The following is a 19,622-nucleotide window of genomic DNA, read 5'->3' on the forward strand; positions in this document are numbered from 1 at the left end:
ACGAACACCAGCCGCGAATCGGCACACCGCTCCTCAGCCAGCCACGCACGCACCAACTCCAGCGCCCGCACCGCCGCTCCATGCACGGAAGCAGCCACATCAACACCCTCGGCAGTCCCGGCACCAGCACCGACCAGCACCGTCCCCGGCACCTCACCGCCACCGGCCAGCCCCGCCAGGTCCGCGAACGCCACCAACCCATCACCCGACAGACCCGCGAACCCCGCACCACCATCCAGCACACCCACCGGGCCCAACCCGGCCCCGTCCTCCATGGCCGGGGCGGTGACCCACTCCACCCGGAACAGCGCGTCGCGGGTCGAGGTGTCGGCAGTGGCCGCCCCGGCGGCGACCGCGCGCAGCACCAGGTTCTCCACGCTGGCGACGGGGGCGCCGGCGGGGTCGACCACGGCGACCTCTGCGGACTCGTCGCCGGTACGGGTCATCCGTACCCGTACCGCCTGGGCACCGGCGGCGTGCAGGCACACTCCTTCCCAGGAGAACGGAACCACGCCCCTGGCGAGGCCGCCGAGGGCGGAGATGTGCAGGGAGGCGTCGAGCAGCGCAGGGTGCAGCCCGTATCCGGCGGCCTCGCGCTCGGTGCCCTCGGGCAGCGCCACCTCGGCGAACACGTCGTCGCCCCGCCGCCAGGCGGCGCGCAGGCCCTGGAAGAGCGGGCCGTAGCGGTAACCGCCCTCGGCCATCCGCTCGTAGAGCCCGGTGAGGTCGAGGGGTTCGGCGTCGGCCGGCGGCCAGACCGTCGTGTCGAAGTCGGCGGTGCGCTCTCCCGGAGCGAGGACGCCGGTGGCGTGATCGGTCCAGGGCATGCCTTCGGCGCCCTCGGGGCGGGACCGGGCGGTGAGCGTACGGCGGCCCGCCGCGTCGGCCGGGCCGACGTGGAGGTGGAGCTGGACACCTCCCTGCCGGGGCACGACGAGAGGGGCGGCGAGGGTGAGTTCCTCGACGCGGTCGCAGCCGACCTCGTCGCCGGCCCTGACCGCCAGTTCGACGAAGGCGGTGCCGGGCAGCAGGACGTTGCCCATGACGACGTGGTCCGCGAGCCAGGGGTGGGTGCGCAGCGAGAGCCGGGTGGTGAGCAGCAGGCCACCGGAGTCGGAGAGTTCGACGGCGGCGCTGAGCAGGGGGTGCCCGGCGGACCGCAGGCCCGCCGACTCGACGTCTTCGGCGGACGAGGGGGCGGGTACGGGCCAGTAGCGCTCGTGCTGGAAGGCGTAGGTCGGCAGGTCGGTGAGCCGGGCGCCGGTGCCGTCGAGGACGGCGGCCCAGTCGACGCTCGCACCGGTGGTGTGCAGCCGGCCGAGTGCGGCCAGTGCGGCGCCCTCCTCGTCCCGGTCCTTGCGCAGCAGCGGGACCAGGACCGCGTCCTCGCCCGCGCTCTCCCGCGCCATACCGCAGAGCACACCGTCCGGACCCAACTCCACGAACCGCGACACACCCTGACCGGTCAGAGCCCGCACACCGTCATCAAAACGGACCGCCTCACGCACATGGCGCACCCAGTACTCCGGGTCGGCCAGCTCACCGGCCAGTGCGATCCGGCCGGTCACATTGGACACCACCGGCAGCCGCGGCTCACCGAACGACAGCCCCGCCACGACCTGGCGGAAGGCATCGAGCATCGGCTCCATCAGGGGTGAGTGGAACGCATGCGACACGCGGAGCCGGCTGACCCTGCGTCCCCGCTCCCGGAACACCTCGGCGACCGCCTCGACGGCCCCCTCGACCCCGGAAACGACGACCGACGACGGACCGTTGACCGCAGCGACCGACACACCCTCAATGGACACCAGGTGCTCAAGCACCTCCGCCTCGGTGGCCTCCACCGCCACCATCGCACCACCGGCCGGCAGTTCCTGCATCAACCGGCCACGAGCCGCCACCAGAGCGCAGGCATCCGCGAGCGACAGCACCCCGGCCACATGCGCCGCCGCCACCTCACCGACCGAATGCCCGGCCACGAACTCCGGCCGCACACCCCACGACTCCACCAGACGGAACAACGCCACCTCGACGGCGAACAGACCCGTCTGCGCGAACTCCGTCCGGTTCAGCAGCCCGGCATCCTCGCCCCACACCACCTCACGCAGCGGACGCTCCAAAAGCCCGTCCAGCCCCGCGCACACGGCGTCGAACGCCTCCGCGAACACCGGGAAACGCGCATACAGCTCACGCCCCATACCCAGCCGCTGCGAACCCTGCCCCGAGAACAGGACGGCGGTGAGGCCGGCGCGGACGCTGTCCTCCAGGACGGCGGGGTGGGGGTCTGCGGCGGCGAGGGCGGTGAGGGCCGCCTCGGTGACCGTGGGGTCGGTGGCCAGGACCACCGCGCGGTGCGGGAGGGCGGCGCGGCTGGTGGCCAGGGAGAGGGCGATGTCGGCGGGGCGCGTGTCGGGGGCGGTCCGGAGGTGCGTGAGGAGCCGGGCGGCCTGGGCGCGCAGCGCGGACTCCGAGCGGGCGGAGAGCACCCAGGGGGTGAGGGAGGGGTCCGTCACGGCCGGTGTCCCGGTGGTGCCGGCGTCGGCGGTCGTGCCCTCGTCCTCGTCGGCGTCGGTGTCGGCGGTCCCGGGGCCGGCCTGCTCCAGAACGACGTGGGCGTTGGTGCCGCTGATGCCGAAGGCGGACACGCCGGCTCGGCGGGGGCGTTCGGCGCCGGGCCAGTCGACGGCCTCGGTGAGGAGTTCGACGGAGCCGGCGGACCAGTCGACGTGCGGGGTGGGGGCGTCCACGTGGAGGGTGGCGGGCAGCAGGCCGTGCCGCATCGCCATGACCATCTTGATGACGCCCGCCACACCGGCGGCGGCCTGGGCGTGCCCGATGTTCGACTTGATGCCGCCCAGGTGGAGCGGGCGTCCGTCGGGGCGGCTGCGCCCGTACGTGGCGAGGAGGGCCTGCGCCTCGATGGGGTCGCCCAGGGTGGTGCCGGTCCCGTGTGCCTCGACGGCGTCGACCTGGTCGGGGGTGAGGCGGGCGTCGGCGAGGGCCGCTTCGATGACGCGTCGCTGGGAGGGGCCGTTGGGGGCCGTGAGGCGGCTGCTGGCGCCGTCCTGGTTGACGGCGGAACCGCGGACCACGGCGAGCACCGGGTGGCCGTTGCGGCGGGCGTCGGAGAGGCGTTCGACGAGGAGGACGCCGACGCCCTCGCCCCAGGAGGTGCCGTCGGCGGCTTCGGCGAAGGGCTTGCAGCGGCCGTCGGGGGCGAGTCCGCGCTGGCGGGAGAACTCGGTGAACAGTTCGGTGGTCGGCATCATGGCGACGCCGCCGGTGAGGGCCAGGGAGCATTCGCCGGCGCGCAGGGCGCGGACCGCGAGGTGCAGGGCGACGAGGGAGGAGGAGCAGGCCGTGTCGACGGTGACGGCCGGGCCCTCCAGGCCGAGGGTGTAGGAGATGCGGCCGGACAGGACGCTCATGGCGCCGCCGGTGAGGTTGTGGCCCTCGGTCTCCTCGGCGGAGCGGGCGAGGGAGCCGTAGTTGGTGTCGGCGCCGCCGACGAAGACCCCGGTGTCGGTGTTGCGCAGTGAGGCGGGGCTGATGCGGGCCCGCTCGACCGCCTCCCACGCGGTCTCCAGCAGGAGTCGCTGCTGGGGGTCCATGGCGAGGGCCTCGCGGGGGGCGATGCCGAACAGGTCGGCGTCGAAGCCGGCGGCGTCCTCCAGGAAGCCGCCCTCGCGGACGTAGCTCTTGCCGGGGGTGCCCGGGTCGGGGTCGTAGAGGGAGTCCAGGTCCCAGCCGCGGTCCTCGGGCAGGGGGCCGACGGCGTCGGTGCCGTCGGCGACCAGGCGCCACAGGTCCTCCGGGGAGCGGACGCCGCCGGGGAAGCGGCAGGCCATGCCGATGACGGCGATGGGCTCGTTGTCCCTGGCCTCGACAGACTCCAGCCGTTGCCGGGTGCGGCGCAGGTCTGCGGTGACCTTCTTGAGGTAGTCGCGGAGCTTGTCTTCGGAGCTTGCCATGGGGTGGATCCTCTGGGTTCGAGAAGGACGCGGTGACCGGATCGGGGTGGGGGGGTTCGCGTCCGCCGGCGTGCTCGTGGCCGTCGGCGGACGAGGGTCAGGCGAGCCCCAGTTCGTTGTCGATCAGGTCGAACATCTCGTCGTCCGTGGAGGTGTCGAGGTCGGAGTCGTCGTCGCGCTCGGCGCCGTCCTGGGTGGAGTCGAGCTTCCACTGGAGGGCCTTGAGGCGCTTGGCCAGCTGGGCGCGTTCCTGGTCGTCGAGTTCGGCGCCGCCGACGGCGGCTTCCAGGCCGGCCAGTTCGGCGAAGACGGGCTGCTGTGTCTCGCCGCTGCCGGTGCCCAGTTCGGTACGCAGGTGCCGTACGAGGGCCGCCGGGTCCGGGTGGTCGAAGATCAGGGTGGTGGGCAGGGAGAGGCCGGTCTCGGCGTTGAGCCGGTTGCGGAGTTCGACCGCGGTCAGCGAGGACATCCCGAGGTCGAGGAAGCCGCGGCCCGCGTCGAGGGACTCGGCGGAGGCGTGGCCGAGGACGGCGGCGACGTGGCCGACGACGATGCGGTGCAGCAGTGCCTGCTGCTGGGGGCCGGCGAGGCCGGCCAGTCGCCGCCGGAGGTCCGCCGGTCCCTCGCCGACGGGGGTTCCGGTGCCGCCGGGGGCCGTGGTGGCGGTGCGTCGCGTGGCCGGGCGGGCGAGGGCCCGCAGCAGCGGGGGCACCTCGTCGCCGCGCAGGGCGCGGGTGTCGAGGCTCACCGGGACGAGCTGGGCGGTGTCGAGGCCGGTGGCGGCGGAGAGGAGACCGAGCCCCTGGTCCGCGGTCAGGGGCCGGATGCCGGAGCGGGCCAGGCGGGCCAGGTCGGCGCCGTCGAGGGTCCCGGTGAGTTCGCTGCGGTCCTCCCAGAAACCCCAGGCCAGGGAGTGCGCCGTCAGGCCGCGGGCGCGCCGGTACTGGGCGAGGGCGTCCAGGAAGGCGTTGGCGGCGGCGTAGTTGGCCTGGCCGGGGCCGCCGGCGACTCCGGCGTAGGAGGAGAACATGACGAACGCGGTGAGTTTGCTGTCGCGGGTGAGTTCGTGCAGGTGCCAGGCGGCGTCGGCCTTGGGCCGCAGGACCCGGTCGACGCGGTCGGGGGTGAGGTCGTCCAGGAGCCCGTCGTCGAGGACGCCGGCCGCGTGGACCACCGCGGTCAGGGGGTGTTCGGCGGGGACGCCGTCGAGGACGCGGGCCAGGTCGTCGCGGTCGGCGGCGTCGCAGGCGACGATCTCGGTCTCGGCGCCGAGGGCGGCGAGTTCCGCGCGCAGGGCGTGCGCGCCGGGGGCGTCGGGTCCGCGCCGGCCGGTGAGCAGCAGGTGCCGTACGCCGTGGCGGGTGACCAGGTGGCGGGCGACGTGTGTGCCGAGGACGCCGGTGCCGCCGGTGATCAGGACGGTGCCCGCGCCGGTGCCGTCGCCCCACGGGCCGGTGGTGGCGGGCCGGGGGGCGCCGTCGGGGTGGTCGGCGCGCACCAGGCGGGGCACGGTGACGGTGCCCGCGCGGACGGCGAACTGGTTCTCGCCGGTGTGGGCCGCCGCGGTCACGGCGGTGATCAGGGCGTCGGCCGAGGGGTCCGGGTCCCGGGTTTCCGTTCCGGTGGGCGCGTGGGGCCCGTCCGGGGCGGACTCGTCGCGCGCCGCCGGGTCGAGGTCGGCGAGGAGGAAGCGGCCGGGGTGTTCGGTCTGCGCGGAGCGCAGCAGGCCCCAGACGGTGGCGTCGGCGAGGCCGGGGACGGTGTCGTCGGGGCCGGTGGCGACGGCTCCTTCGGTGACCACGAGCAGCCGGGTGCCGGCATGGCGGGGGTCGCGCAGCCAGTCGGTGGCCAGGGCGAGGGCCTGCCGTGCGGAGCTGTGCGCGGTGGCCGCCGGGTCGTCGCCCGCGGTGGGGGCGTGTACGGCCACGACCAGGGCGGGGGGTTCGGCGGTGCCGCTGTCGAGGGCCGCGGTGAGGGCGGGCAGGTCGGCGTGGACCTGGACGGTGGCGCCGGACCGTTCCAGGGCGGCGGTCAGCCGTCCCGGGGTGCCGAGGACCGCCCAGGGGCCGTCGGGTTCCGGGGTGCCGCTGCGGGTGCCGTCGGTCAGCGGGGTCCAGGCGACGCGGTGCAGGGCGTCGGGGCCGGGGGCCGCCGGGAGCCGCTCCGGGTCGGCCCGGCGCGTGGTGACGGTGCCGGTCAGGACGGGGGCTCCGGTGGTGTCGTGGGCGTCGACCGTCCAGGTGTCCTCACCGCCGGGCGTCAGGCTGACCTGGAGGCGTGTGGCGCCGGTGGCGTGCACGGTGACGTTCCGCCAGGCGGCGGGGAGCACCGGTGCGGTGGCGTTCTCGGGGGTCGCGGCCAGGGCGACGACGGTCTGCAGGAGCGCCGGGTGGAGGCGGAAGCGGGGGGCGTCCGGGTGGGTGCTCTCGGGCAGTTCGACGTCGGCGAGGACCGTGTCGCCGGAGCGTCGCAGGGATCGCACGGTGCGGAACGGGGCCTCCAGGTCGAGGCCGCTGCGGTGGACGAGGGTGTGGGCCTCGTCGATGCCGACGGCGGCGGCCTCGTCGGTGGACGGCCGGGGGCCGGGGTGCGCCGGGGCGGGGCCGGTGTGCGGGGCGGCGGCGAGGACGCCGGTCGCGTTGCGGGTCCAGGGGGTGTGGCCGGCCGTGTCGCCGTCGGGGCCGAGGAGGCGCGAGTGGACGGTGAAGGCGCGGCTGCCGGTGCCCTCGGGCCCGGTGTCCGTGCCCTGGTGCGCGGCCACGGTGAGCTGTATCTCGACGCGCTCGCCGTCGGGGACGGCGACCGGGGTGTGCTCGTCGAGTTCCGCGACGTGGGGCAGGCCGGTCTCGTCGCCGGCCCGCACCGCCCAGTCGAGGAGGGCGGTGGCGGGGACGACGGCGGTGCCGTGCGTGCGGTGGGCGTCCAGCCAGGGCTGGGCGGTGAGGGAGAGGGAGCCGTTGAGGAGCACCCCGCCGTCGGCGAGCCGTACGGCGGGGTCGAGGCCCGCCGGGTCGGCCTGCTCGCCGCCCGCCTCCAGCCAGTACCGCTCGCGCTGGAAGGCGTAGGTCGGCAGGTCGGTGGGCCGGCCGTGGGCGACGGCGGGCCGCCAGTCGACGCTCACGCCCGCCACGTGGGCGGTGGCGAGGGCGGTCAGGAAGCGGGCGGCGCCGCCGTCGTCGCGGCGCAGGGAGCCCAGGGCGACGGCGTCGGCCCCGGCGGAGGCGACGGTGTCCTCGATGCCGACGGTGAGCACGGGGTGCGGGCTGCACTCCACGAACACGTCGTGGCCCTGGTCGACGAGGGCCCGCAGGGAGTCCTCCAGGCGCACGGTGCTGCGCAGGTTGCGGTGCCAGTACGCGGCGTCGAGCCCGGTCCCCGGGTGCCAGTCGGCGGTGACGGTGGAGAAGAACGGGATGTCTCCGTCGCGGGGTTCGATGCCGGCGAGGGCGGCGGGCAGGCTCTCGGCGAGCCGGTCGACGTGCGCCGAGTGGGAGGCGTAGTCGACGGGGACGCGGCGGGCGCGCACGCGCCGGCTCCGGCACCTGGTGAGGAGGGTGTCGAGTCCTTCGGAGTCGCCGGAGACCACCACGGAGGCAGGGCCGTTGACGGCGGCGACGGAGACGTCGGGCAGGTCGGCGAGGAGGGCGTTCGCCTGGTCGTGCGAGGCGGCCACGGCCACCATGCCGCCGTGGCCGGAGAGTTCGCGGGCGATGGCGAGGCTGCGGACGGCGACGACCCTGGCGGCGTCGTCGAGGGACAGGGCACCGCTGACGGCGGCCGCGGCGATCTCGCCCTGGGAGTGGCCGAGGACGGCGGCGGGCTGGAGGCCGTGGGCACGCCACATCTCGGCGAGGGCGACCATCACGGCCCACAGGGCGGGCTGGGCGACGTCGACCCGGTCGAGGGTGGGGGCACCGTCGGCCTGGCGGAGCACGTCGGTGAGCGACCAGTCGACGTGCGGGGCGAGGGCGGCCTCGCAGGCCTCGATGGACCGGGCGAAGACCGGGGAGACGTCGAGGAGTTCGGCGCCCATGCCCTCCCACTGGGTGCCCTGGCCGGGGAAGACCAGGACGGTCCTGCGGTCGCGGCCGGCGCCCCGGCCGCCGCTGACCACGGAGGCGGCGGGGCTGCCTTCGGCGAGGGAGGCGAGCCCGGCGCGGAAGTCGCCCGGGGTGGTACCGATGACGACCGCCCGCTTCTCCAGGAGGGCCCGGCGGGTGACCAGGGAGTGGGCGATGTCGGCCGGGGCGCTCCCGGGGTGCGTGTCCAGGTGGGCGAGGAGGGCCCTGGCCTGGCCGCGCAGGGCGGCCTCGCTGCGGGCGGACAGCGTCCAGGGCAGGGGCGTGGTCCCGCGGACGGCGGCGGCGTCCGGGGAGGTGCCGGCGCCGCCTGCGGAAGTCTCGGCGTCCGAGGAGGCGTCGGCGTCCGCCGAGGTGCCGGCTCCCATGGAGGCGGGGGCGTCCGAGGAAGCGTCGGCGCCCACGGAAGTCCCGGCGTCCGGGGAGGTTCCGGCACCGCCTGCGGAGGCGGCGGCCGAGGAGGTGCCGGCGTCCGGGGAGGTGCCGCCGTTCGCCGTGCCGGGCGTCGGGGCGGCCCACACGGGGGCGGACGTGCCGTCGGTTCCCGGGGCGTCCGGGGCGGCCGGGGCGTCGGCCGGTGCCTCCTCCAGGATGACGTGGGCGTTGGTGCCGCTGATACCGAAGGAGGAGACGGCGGCGCGGCGCGGCCGGGGCACGTCGGGCACGGGCCACTCGGTGGCCTCGGTCAGCAGCCGGACGCCGTCGCCCTGCCAGTCCACGTGCTCGGTGGGCGCGTCGATGTGGAGGCTCTTGGGGAGCGTGCCGTGCCGCAGCGCCAGCACCGTCTTGATGACGCCCGCCACACCGGCGGCGGCCTGGGTGTGGCCCAGGTTGGACTTGACGGAGCCGAGCAGCAGGGGGTGGGCGCCGTCCCGGTCGCGGCCGTAGGTGGCGAGCAGCGCCTGGGCCTCGATGGGGTCGCCGAGCCGGGTGCCGGTGCCGTGCGCCTCGACGGCGTCGACGTCGGCGGCGCGGACGCCCGCGTCGGCGAGGGCCTGCCGGATGACGCGTTGCTGGGCGGGGCCGTTGGGGGCGCTGAGGCCGTTGCTGGCGCCGTCCTGGTTGACCGCGGAGCCCCGGACGAGGGCCAGGACCTGATGGCCGTTGCGGCGGGCGTCGGAGAGCCGTTCGACGAGGACCAGGCCGACACCCTCGGAGAAGCCGGTGCCGTCGGCGGCGGCGGCGAACGGCTTGCAGCGGCCGTCGGCGGCCAGGCCGCGCTGGCGGGAGAAGTCCACGATGATCTCGGGCGAGCACATGACGGTGACGCCGCCGGCCAGTGCCATGGTGCACTCGCCGCCGCGCAGCGCCTGGAGCGCCATGTGCAGGGCGACGAGGGAGGAGGAGCAGGCGGTGTCGACGGTGACCGCCGGGCCCTCCAGGCCGAGGGTGTAGGCGACCCGGCCGGAGACGATGCTGTTGGCGTTGCCGTTGTTGACGTACCCCGCGATCTCGTCGGGGACGTGGGCGACACGCTTGAGGTAGTCGCTGGAGGACAGGCCGGCGAAGACGCCGGTGCGGCTGCCGCGCACGGAACGGGGGTCGATGCCGGCCCGTTCGAAGACCTCCCAGGAGGTTTCCAGGAGGAGGCGCTGCTGCGGGTCCATGGCGAGGGCCTCGCGCGGGGAGATGCCGAAGAAGTCGGCGTCGAAGTCCGCGGCGTCGTGCAGGAAGCCGCCCTCGCGGGTGCGGGAGCTGCCCTGGTGTTCGGGTACGGCGTCGTAGAGGCCGTCGAGGTCCCAGCCCCGGTCGGCGGGGAAGGGCGCGATGGCGTCGGTGCCGTCGGCGAGCAGCCGCCACAGGTCCTCGGGCGAACGGATGTCGCCGGGCAGCCGGCAGGCCATGCCGACGATGGCGAAGACGTCGTCGTCGGCGTGCGTGGCGGAGGCCGGGGCAGGGGTGGCGGGCAGTGCGGCGGGGGGCGCGTCGAAGAGTTCGCCGTCCAGGAAGGCGGCGAGTTCGGTGACGGTGGGGTGGTCGAAGACGAGGGTGGCGGGCAGCCGCAGTCCGGTGGCGCCGTTGAGGCGGTTGCGGAGTTCGACGGCGGTCAGCGAGTCGAAGCCGAGGTCGCGGAAGGCGCGGCCCGCGTGGAGCTGGGCCGGGTCGGCGTGGCCGAGGACGGCCGCCGCGTAGGTGGCGACCAGGTCGCGCAGGGCGCCGAGCCGGTCGTCGGCGGACAGGCCCGCCAGGCGCGTGCGCAGGCCGTCGGTGCCGGTGGCGGCGCCCGCGTCGGCGGTGCGCCGGGCGGGGCCCCGGTACAGGGAGCGCAGCAGGTGCGGGACCTCGCCGCCGGAGGTCCGCAGCTGTCCGGTGTCGAGGCGGACCGGCACGAGGTGGGGGCGCTGCTCGGCGAGGGCGGCGTCGAAGAGGGCGGTGCCGTCGGCGGCGGACAGGGGCAGGACGCCGGAACGGCGCACCCGGGCGAGGTCGGTGTCGTCGAGGTGTCCGGTCAGGGAGCTGGCGTCGGCCCACAGGCCCCAGGAGAGCGAGGTGGTGGGCAGGCCCTCGGCGCGGCGACGGTGGGCGAGGGCGTCGAGGTAGGTGTTGGCGGCGGCGTAGTTGGCCTGTCCCGCGTTGCCGAAGACGCCGGCGCCCGCGGAGAACAGCACGAGGTCCGCGAGGTCGAGGCCGCGGGTGAGGCGGTCCAGGTGGCGGGCGGCGTCGGCCTTGGGTGCCAGGACGGTGCGCAGCCGGTCGGGGGTGAGGTGTTCCAGGACCCCGTCGTCGAGGACGCCGGCGGCGTGCACGATCGCGGTGAGCGGGTGTGCGGCGGGTACGGCGGCGATGACCCGGGTGAGCGCGTCGGCGTCGGACACATCGCAGGCGGCGAGGGTGACGTGGGCGCCCAGTTCCTCCAGTTCGGTCCGGAGTCCGGCGGCGCCCGGGGCGTCGGGGCCGCGGCGTCCGGTGAGGAGCAGGTGCCGCATGCCGTGCCGGGTGACGAGGTGGCGGGCGAGGATGCCGCCGAGGACACCGGCGCCGCCGGTGATGAGGACGGTGCCCTCGGGGTCCCAGGCGCGGGGCAGGGTGAGGACGATCTTGCCGTAGTGCTTGGCCTGCGCCATGTGGCGGAAGGCCTCGCGGGAGTGGCGCACGTCCCAGGTGACGGTGGGCAGCGGGCGCAGGGCGCCGGAGGCGAACAGGCCGGTCAGGTCGCGGAACATCTCGCGGATGCGGTCCTCGCCCGCCTCGCGCAGTTCGTACGCCTGGTAGAGGGCGACGCCCGGGTGGTCGCGGACGACCCGCTCGGGGTCGCGGACGTCGGTCTTGCCCATCTCGACGAGGCGCCCGCCGGGAGCGAGGAGCCGGAGCGAGGCGTCGACGAAGTCGCCCGTCAGGGAGTTGAGGACGACGTCGACGCCGCGTCCGCCGCTGGTGGCCCGGAAGCGGTCCTCGAAGCCGAGGGTCCGCGACGAGGCGAGGTGGGTGTCGTCCCAGCCGTCGGCGCGCAGCAGGGCGCGCTTGTGCTCGCCGGCGGTGCCGTAGACCTCGGCGCCCCAGTGGCGGGCGAGCTGGACGGCGGCCATGCCGACGCCGCCGGCCGCGGCGTGCACGAGCACGGACTCCCCCGCCTCCAGGCGGGCGAGGTCGCGCAGGCCGTAGTAGGCGGTGAGGAAGGCGACGGGGACGGAGGCCGCCTGCGTCCAGGTCCAGCCGTCGGGCACGGGGGCGACCATGCGGGCGTCGGCCACGGCGTGGGTGGCGAAGCCGCCCGTGACCAGGCCCATGACACGGTCGCCGGGGGCGAAGCCGGTGACGCCCTCGCCGACGGCGGTGACCACACCGGCGGCCTCGGCGCCCAGGAGCACGGCCGGGCCGGGGTACATGCCGAGGGTGTTGAGCACGTCGCGGAAGTTGAGTCCGGCGGCGCGTACCTCGATCAGCAGGTGCCCGGCGGCGGGGGCCTCGGTCACCTCGGGGCAGGCGACGAGGTCCAGCTTGTCGACGGAGCCCTTCTCCGGGATGTCCAGCCGCCATGCGCCGGCACCGGACGGCGCGGTGAGCGTGTCACCGGCACCGGACGGCACGGTGAGCGCGTCGCCGGTGCGGGGCCGGGCCAGGCGGGGCGCGTACACCTCGCCCTGCCGGATCGCCAGCTGCGGTTCACCGGTGGCGAGCGCGGCGGGCAGGGCCTGCCAGGAGTCGTCGTGGACGTCGAGGTCGACGAGGACGAGCCGGCCGGGGTGCTGGGACTGGGCGGAGCGCACCAGGCCCCACACGGCGGCGCCGGGCAGGTCCTGGGCGGGGTCGCCGGGGCCGGTGGCGACGGCGTCGCGGGTGAGGACGACCAGGGGGGTGCCGTCGGTGCGGTCGTCGGCGAGCCAGCCCTGGAGGGCGGCGAGCACGTCGTCGAGGACGGTGTCGGGCACGTCCTGGGCGTCCTGCTCCCGCGGCCCGTCGGCGAACAGCAGCACGGCGCCGGGCGTCCGTCCGGTGTCGTCGGTGTGCTCGGTCAGCTCGGCGGGGGTGGCGACGGCGGGCAGCGCGGTGCCGCTGCCGTCGGGGGCGGTGGCCGGGGCGGCCGGCGTGCCCAGGACGGCCCAGCCGGTGGGGGCGGGCACCACGGCGGGCGGGGTCACGGGGGCCCAGTCGAGCCGGAACAGCCAGTCGCGGGCGGCGCGCGCGGACGGGTCGAGGGTCTCGGCGGCGACCTCGCGGACGGCCAGCGACTCGATGACGGCGACCGGTGCCCCCGTCGGGTCGGTCATGTGGACGGTGATCGTGTCCGGTCCTGCCGGGGAGACCCGTACGCGCAGCGCGGTGGCGCCGGTCGCGTGCAGCGACACCCCGGACCAGGCAAACGGTACGACGGTGCGGTCACCGTCGGACGTGAGGTTGGCCGCGTGCAGGGCGGCGTCGAGGAGCGCGGGGTGGATACCGAAGCGTCCGGCGTCACCGCGGACCTGCTCGGGCAGGACGACCTCGGCGAACACGTCGTCGCCGCGGCTCCAGGTGGCACGCACCCCCCGGAAGACGGGACCGAACTCGTACCCGCGGCCCGCGAGGAGGTCGTAGAAGCCCTCGGCGGCGACGCTGATGGCGCCCCGGGGAGGCCAGACGGTGAAGTCGTCGGGCCGCTCCACGGCCGGCACACCGGGCTCGGCGAGGCTCCCCTGGGCACGGAGGGTCCACAGTTCCTCGGTGCCGCCGTCGGAGCCGGTGGAGCGGGTGTGGACGCTGACGGGGCGGCGCCCGGAGGCGTCGGGCTCACCGACCGCGATCTGCACCTGCACCTCTCCGCGCTCCTCGAGGACGACGGGCGCCTGGAGGGTCAGTTCGTCGACCTGGCCGCAGCCCAGCGCGTCACCGGCGCGGATCACGGACTCCACGAGTGCGGTGCCGGGCACGATCACGGTGCCGGACACGGCGTGGTCGGCGAGCCAGGGGTGGGTGCGCAGCGACCAGCGGGCGGTGGCCACGAGGCCGTCCCCGCCGGCGAGTTCGACGGAGGCGCCGAGCAGCGGGTGGTCGGGCGAGTCGAGGCCGGCGGAGGTCACGTCGCCGCCGAGGTCGGCGAAGCGCGGCCAGTAGTGCTGCCGTTGGAAGGGGTAGGTGGGGAGGTCGACGCGGTGGGGCCGGGTGCCTTCGTAGTACGCGTCCCAGTCGACGCCGGCGCCCAGCGCCCACGCCTCACCCAGCGACAGGGTGAACCGCTCCAGCCCGCCCTCGTCACGGCGCAGCGTCCCCACCACACCGGCCCGCACCCCCGCGTCCTCGATCGTCTCCTGCACCCCCGTCGCCACCACCGGATGCGCACTCACCTCCACGAACACCTGGAAACCGTCCGCCAGCAACGCACGCGTCGCCGCCTCGAACTCCACCGTCCCCCGCAGATTCCGATACCAGTACCCGGCATCCAGACCCGCCGTGTCGATCGCCTCACCCACGACCGTCGAGTAGAACGGCACCTCACACGACCGAGCCGCCACCGGAGCCAGCAACTCCGCCAACTCCCCCTCGATCCGCTCCACATGAGCGGAGTGCGACGCATAGTCCACCGCGACACGACGGGCCCGCACCCCCGCCCCGTCGCACACGGTCACGAACTCGTCCAGAGCATCCGCATCACCGGACACCACCACCGACGACGGACCATTCACCGCCGCCACACCAATACGGCCCTCGTACTCCGCCAGCAGCCCACGCACCTCGTCCACACCACGCGCCACCGACACCATGCCGCCCAGCCCCGACAACGCACGCAGCGCCCGCGACCGCAACGCCACCACCCGGGCCCCGTCCTCCAACGACAGACCACCCGCCACCACCGCAGCAGCGATCTCCCCCTGCGAATGACCCACCACCGCAGCCGGCACGACACCCCGCGAACGCCACACCTCGGCCAGCGACACCATCACCGCCCACAACGCGGGCTGCACCACATCCACCCGCTCCAGCGACGCCGCACCCCCCACACCACGCAGCACATCCAGCAACGACCACTCCACAAACGGAGCCAACGCCCCCGCACACTCCGCAATCCGCGCCGCAAACACAGGACACGTATCAAGCAACTCCACCGCCATCCCGGCCCACTGCGAACCCTGACCCGGGAAAACGAACACCACACCCCCCAAACCCTCACCCGCAACACCCTCCACCACCCGGGCGGACGGCCCACCCACCGCCAGCGCGTCAAGACCGGCGAGCAATTCCTCCACGTCGCGGCCCACCACCACCGCCCGCTCACTCATCGCCACCCGCGTCACCGCCAGCGAATGCGCCACATCCACCACTCGCACATCCGACCCGCGCACCGACACCGCCAACCGCGCCGCCTGCTCCGCCACCGCCGCACGGGACTTGCCCGACACCACCCACGGCCACCACCCACCCGCGTCCTGAACGGGGACGGGGGCCTCGGCGGGCTCGGCGTCGTCCGTGGGCTCTGGCACGGGTGCCTGTTCCAGGATGAGGTGACCGTTGGTGCCGCTGATGCCGAAGGAGGAAATGCCCGCGCGGCGCGGACGGCCGGTCTCCGGCCACGGGGTGGCCTCGGTCAGGAGCCGGACGGTGCCGCTGGACCAGTCGACCACGGGGGTCGGGCTGGTGATGTGCAGGCTCCTGGGCAGGATGCCGTGCCGCATCGCCAGGATCATCTTCATCATGCCGGCGACGCCGGCGGCGGCCTGGGTGTGCCCGATGTTCGACTTCAACGAGCCGAGGAACAGGGGCTGTTCGGGGGCACGGTCCTGCCCGTAGGTGGCGAGGATGGCCTGCGCCTCGATGGGGTCGCCGAGCGGGGTGCCGGTGCCGTGCGCCTCGACGGCGTCGACCTCGCCGGGCGTGAGGCCCGCGTTGGCGAGGGCCTGCCGGATGACGCGCTGCTGGGAGGGACCGTTGGGGGCGGTCAGGCCGTTGGAGGCGCCGTCCTGGTTGAGGGCCGAGCCGCGGACCACCGCGAGGACGGGGTGGCCATTGCGGCGCGCGTCGGAGAGCCGTTCGAGGAGCACCAGGCCCACCCCCTCGGCGAAGCCCATGCCGTCGGCGCCCTCCGCGAAGGCCTTGCAGCGGCCGTCGGCGGCCAGACCGCGCTGCCGGGAGAACTCCACGTACGGCTCGGGCGTGGACATGACGGTGACGCCGCCGGCCAGCGCCATGGTGCACTCGCCGGTGCGCAGCGACTGGAGCGCCAGGTGCAGGGCCACCATCGAGGAGGAGCAGCCGGTGTCCATGGTGACGGCGGGGCCCTCGAAGCCGTACGTGTAGGACAGGCGGCCCGAGGCGATGCTGGAGGCGTTGCCGGTCATCAGGTGGCCGGCGAGCTGCTCCTGGGCGGCGGCTCCGCCGAGCCGGACCTGGTAGTCGGTGGTGATGCTGCCGACGAAGACGCCGGTGGCGCTGTTGCGCAGGGTCTGCGGGTCGATGCCGGCGCGCTCGAAGGTCTCCCAGGACGTCTCCAGGAGCAGGCGCTGCTGCGGGTCCATGGCGAGGGCCTCGCGCGGGGAGATCCCGAAGAACGCCGGGTCGAATCCGGCGACGTCCCGGATGAAACCGCCCTCGCGGCTGTACGTGGTGCCCTGCCGGTCGGGGTCCGGGTCGTACATCGAGTCCAGGTCCCAGCCGCGGTCCTCGGGCGGGGTGGACACGACGTCCAGCTCGGCCGCCATCAGGTCCCACAGCTCCTCGGGCGTGGTGACGCCGCCGGGGAAGCGGCAGGCCATCGCGACGACGGCCATCGGTTCGTCGGTGACGCCCGCGGACACCACGACGGGCGCGGCGGCGGTGCGGTCCTCGCCGAGCAGCAGCGTCCGCAGGTGTGCGGCGACCGCGGTGGTGTTCGGGTAGTCGAAGAGCAGGGTGGTGGGGAGTTTGACGTCGGTGGCGGTGGTGATCCGGTTGCGGACCTCCACGGCGGTCAGCGAGTCGAAGCCGAGGTCCTTGAAGGCGCGGCCGACGTCGATCGCGTCGGGCGAGGAGTACCTCAGGGCGGTGGCGACCTCGGCCCGGACCAGGTCGGTGAGCAGACGGTCCTGCTCGGGGGGCGTGAGGGTGCGCAGCCGGTCGCGCAGGGCGTGGGTGTCGGGCGCCGCGGCGGCGGTCGCCTCCAGGGCGCGGCGGACCTCCGGCAGGTCTCCGAGCAGTGGGCTGGGCCGGGCCGCCGTCATCACGGAGGCGTACGAGCGCCAGTCCACGTCGAAGACGGTGGTGTGCGGGGCGCCCTCGGCGACGGCGGCGCGCAGCGCGGCGACGGCGGTCCCGGGGGCCATGGGGGTGAGGCCGTCGTGGCTCATCCGGCCGGTGAGCACGTCGGCGGTGGCCATGCCGGCGTCCGCCCAGGGGCCCCAGGCGACGGAGGTGACGGGCAGGCCCTCGGCGCGCCGCTGCTCGGCGACGGCGTCCAGGTGGGCGTTGGCGGCGGCGTAGTTGGCCTGTCCGGCGTTGCCGAGGACGCCGACGATCGACGAGAACAGCACGAACAGGGTGACCGGGTGGTCGCGGGTCAGTTCGTGCAGGTGGGTGGTGCCGGCGGTCTTCGGGCGCAGAACGGCGTCGAAGCGGTCCAGGGTGAGGGAGTCGAGGACCCCGTCGTCGAGGACGCCGGCGGCGTGCACGACACCGGTGAGGGGCAGTTCGGCGGGGAGGGTGTCCAGGAGGCGGGCGAGCTGGTCGCGGTCGGCCACGTCGCAGTCGGCGACGGTGACCCGGGTGCCGAGGCCGGTCAGTTCCGCCACCAGTTCGGTCACGCCGGGGGCATCGGGGCCGCGGCGGCTGGTGAGGACGAGGTGGCGGGCGCCGTGGGCGGCCAGCGAGCGGGCGACGTGGGCGCCGAGCGCGCCGGTACCGCCGGTGATCAGGACGGTGTCGTGGTCGCCCCAGCCGCCGATCCCGTCTTCCTCGGTGGCCTCGGTGGCCTCGGTCACGGCCGAGGCGTCCTCGGTGGCCGCGGACGGTTCGGGGAGCGGCGTGCGGGCCAGGCGGCGGGCGTACGCGCCGGAGGCCCGTACGGCGATCTGGTCCTCGTCGCCGCCGAGGAGAGCGGCGAGCCGGGCCAGGCACCGGGCGTCGGGCTCCGCGGGGACGTCGGCGAGTCCGCCCCAGACGTCGGGCAGCTCCAGGGCGACGGCCCGGCCGAAGCCCCAGGTCCCGGCCTGGGTCGGCGAGGTCAGCGGGTCGCGGCCGTCGACCGAGACGGCGCCGCGGGTCAGGGCCCACACCCGGGCGCCGGTCCCGGACAGGGCGTGCACCAGGTCCTTGGCGGCGGCGAGTCCGCGCGGCACGGCGGGGTGGTCGGGGTGGGGGCGCTCGTCGAGCGCGAGCAGGGAGAGCACTCCGGCGGGTGCGTCGCCGTCGGTGTCCGGGCCGTCGCCCGTGCCCGTGGTGAGGAGGGCGGTGAGGGCGGCGGCGTCCTCGTCGCCGGTGAGGTCGTGGCGTTCGATGCGCAGTCCGCGGGCGGCGAGGGCTCCGAGCACGTCGGCCACCCACGGGTCGTCGGCGTGTCCGGCGGGGACGAGCGCCGGCCAGCGGCCACCGGGGACGGTGCCGCCGGCGCCGGTCAGTGTGGTCCAGGTGACGCGGTAGCGCCAGCCGTCCAGGGTCGAGCGCAGGGTACGGCGGCGACGCCAGGACGCCAGTGCGGGCAGCAGGGTGCCGAAGGCCTCGACGTCGTCCCCGGTGACTTCCAGGACGGAGGAGAGCCTGGTGACGTCGCCGCTCTCGACGGCCGACCAGAACTCCCCGTCGGTGGTGTCCGCGCCGGACGCGGTGACGGCCGGCTCCGCGGGCGTCAGCCAGTACCAGTCACGACGGAAGGGGTAGGTGGGGAGGTCGACGCGGTGGGGCCGGGTGCCTTCGTAGTACGCGTCCCAGTCGACGCCGGCGCCCAGCGCCCACGCCTCACCCAGCGACAGGGTGAACCGCTCCAGCCCGCCCTCGTCACGGCGCAGCGTCCCCACCACACCGGCCCGCACCCCCGCGTCCTCGATCGTCTCCTGCACCCCCGTCGCCACCACCGGATGCGCACTCACCTCCACGAACACCTGGAAACCGTCCGCCAGCAACGCACGCGTCGCCGCCTCGAACTCCACCGTCCCCCGCAGATTCCGATACCAGTACCCGGCATCCAGACCCGCCGTGTCGATCGCCTCACCCACGACCGTCGAGTAGAACGGCACCTCACACGACCGAGCCGCCACCGGAGCCAGCAACTCCGCCAACTCCCCCTCGATCCGCTCCACATGAGCGGAGTGCGACGCATAGTCCACCGCGACACGACGGGCCCGCACCCCCGCCCCGTCGCACACGGTCACGAACTCGTCCAGAGCATCCGCATCACCGGACACCACCACCGACGACGGACCATTCACCGCCGCCACACCAATACGGCCCTCGTACTCCGCCAGCAGCCCACGCACCTCGTCCACACCACGCGCCACCGACACCATGCCGCCCAGCCCCGACAACGCACGCAGCGCCCGCGACCGCAACGCCACCACCCGGGCCCCGTCCTCCAACGACAGACCACCCGCCACCACCGCAGCAGCGATCTCCCCCTGCGAATGACCCACCACCGCAGCCGGCACGACACCCCGCGAACGCCACACCTCGGCCAGCGACACCATCACCGCCCACAACGCGGGCTGCACCACATCCACCCGCTCCAGCGACGCCGCACCCCCCACACCACGCAGCACATCCAGCAACGACCACTCCACAAACGGAGCCAACGCCCCCGCACACTCCGCAATCCGCGCCGCAAACACAGGACACGTATCAAGCAACTCCACCGCCATCCCGGCCCACTGCGAACCCTGACCCGGGAAAACGAACACCACACCCCCCAAACCCTCACCCGCAACACCCTCCACCACCCGGGCGGACGGCCCACCCACCGCCAGCGCGTCAAGACCGGCGAGCAATTCCTCCACGTCGCGGCCCACCACCACCGCCCGCTCACTCATCGCCACCCGCGTCACCGCCAGCGAATGCGCCACATCCACCACTCGCACATCCGACCCGCGCACCGACACCGCCAACCGCGCCGCCTGCTCCGCCACCGCCGCACGGGACTTGCCCGACACCACCCACGGCCACCACCCACCCGCGTCCTGAACGGGGACGGGGGCCTCGG

2 protein-coding genes are annotated in these 19,622 nt (G+C 75.0%); both read right to left on the minus strand.

From position 1 onward, the window contains the following. Positions 1–3,980 (minus strand): type I polyketide synthase (locus ACVV2G_RS32530; protein ID WP_453846387.1); only part of this gene is annotated, 3,980 nt, incomplete at its 3' end. Positions 3,981–4,068: 88 nt separating this feature from the next. After that, complete coding sequence (locus tag ACVV2G_RS32535) at positions 4,069–19,575, minus strand: SDR family NAD(P)-dependent oxidoreductase (RefSeq protein WP_453846386.1); 15,507 nt, start codon at positions 19,573–19,575, stop codon at positions 4,069–4,071. Between the last annotated feature and the right edge of the window lie 47 nt (positions 19,576–19,622).

Source organism: Streptomyces sp. JK94, from assembly GCF_053613315.1.